3 rRNA genes (1 of these 3 only partly in view) are annotated in these 1,456 nt (G+C 52.0%); all 3 read right to left on the minus strand.

From position 1 onward, the window contains the following. A 16S ribosomal RNA gene (locus ACFVJQ_RS45510) occupies window positions 1-535 on the minus strand (it extends 1,015 nt beyond the left edge of the window). 186 nt (window positions 536-721) lie between these two features. Next, window positions 722-837: ribosomal RNA gene (gene rrf / locus ACFVJQ_RS45515) — 5S ribosomal RNA — on the minus strand. Between the two features lie 54 nt (window positions 838-891). Continuing rightward, window positions 892-1,456: ribosomal RNA gene (locus ACFVJQ_RS45520) — 23S ribosomal RNA — on the minus strand; the annotation flags it as partial.

A 1,456-nucleotide genomic window follows, 5' to 3' on the forward strand; every position in this document is an offset into this window, starting at 1 on the left:
GCGGCTGCTGGCACGTAGTTAGCCGTGGCTTTCTGGTTAGGTACCGTCAAGGTACCGCCCTATTCGAACGGTACTTGTTCTTCCCTAACAACAGAGCTTTACGATCCGAAAACCTTCATCACTCACGCGGCGTTGCTCCGTCAGACTTTCGTCCATTGCGGAAGATTCCCTACTGCTGCCTCCCGTAGGAGTCTGGGCCGTGTCTCAGTCCCAGTGTGGCCGATCACCCTCTCAGGTCGGCTACGCATCGTTGCCTTGGTGAGCCGTTACCTCACCAACTAGCTAATGCGCCGCGGGTCCATCTGTAAGTGGTAGCCGAAGCCACCTTTTATGTTTGAACCATGCGGTTCAAACAACCATCCGGTATTAGCCCCGGTTTCCCGGAGTTATCCCAGTCTTACAGGCAGGTTACCCACGTGTTACTCACCCGTCCGCCGCTAACATCAGGGAGCAAGCTCCCATCTGTCCGCTCGACTTGCATGTATTAGGCACGCCGCCAGCGTTCGTCCTGAGCCAGGATCAAACTCTCCGATAAAGTAGTTTGACTGACTACGCACATCGCTGTGCGATTTTTAAAAACTGAATTAACAGGTACGTTTTGTCTTGTTTAGTTTTCAAAGATCATTTTGTTTGTCCGCTTTGTTAAAGCAACTTTATTAGTATACAACGTCACTTCTTCAAAGTCAACAACTTTTTTTAAAAATTACACTAACGTGCAATTGCTTGGCGGCGTCCTACTCTCACAGGGGGAAACCCCCGACTACCATCGGCGCTGAAGAGCTTAACTTCCGTGTTCGGTATGGGAACGGGTGTGACCTCTTCGCTATCGCCACCAAACAAATTGAGAGTGTTCTCTCAAAACTAGATAACAGGTGTGACATCATTCAAAATGTGGTTAAGTCCTCGATCGATTAGTATCTGTCAGCTCCATGTGTCGCCACACTTCCACCTCAGACCTATCAACCTGATCATCTTTCAGGGATCTTACTTCCTTGCGGAATGGGAAATCTCATCTTGAGGGGGGCTTCATGCTTAGATGCTTTCAGCACTTATCCCGTCCGCACATAGCTACCCAGCGATGCCCTTGGCAGAACAACTGGTACACCAGCGGTGCGTCCATCCCGGTCCTCTCGTACTAAGGACAGCTCCTCTCAAATTTCCTGCGCCCGCGACGGATAGGGACCGAACTGTCTCACGACGTTCTGAACCCAGCTCGCGTACCGCTTTAATGGGCGAACAGCCCAACCCTTGGGACCGACTACAGCCCCAGGATGCGATGAGCCGACATCGAGGTGCCAAACCTCCCCGTCGATGTGGACTCTTGGGGGAGATAAGCCTGTTATCCCCGGGGTAGCTTTTATCCGTTGAGCGATGGCCCTTCCATGCGGAACCACCGGATCACTAAGCCCGACTTTCGTCCCTGCTCGACTTGTAGGTCTCGCAGTCAAGCTCCCTT

The sequence above is a fragment of the Streptomyces sp. NPDC127197 genome (assembly GCF_042672405.1).
Lineage (GTDB): Bacteria > Actinomycetota > Actinomycetes > Streptomycetales > Streptomycetaceae > Streptomyces > Streptomyces flavusporus.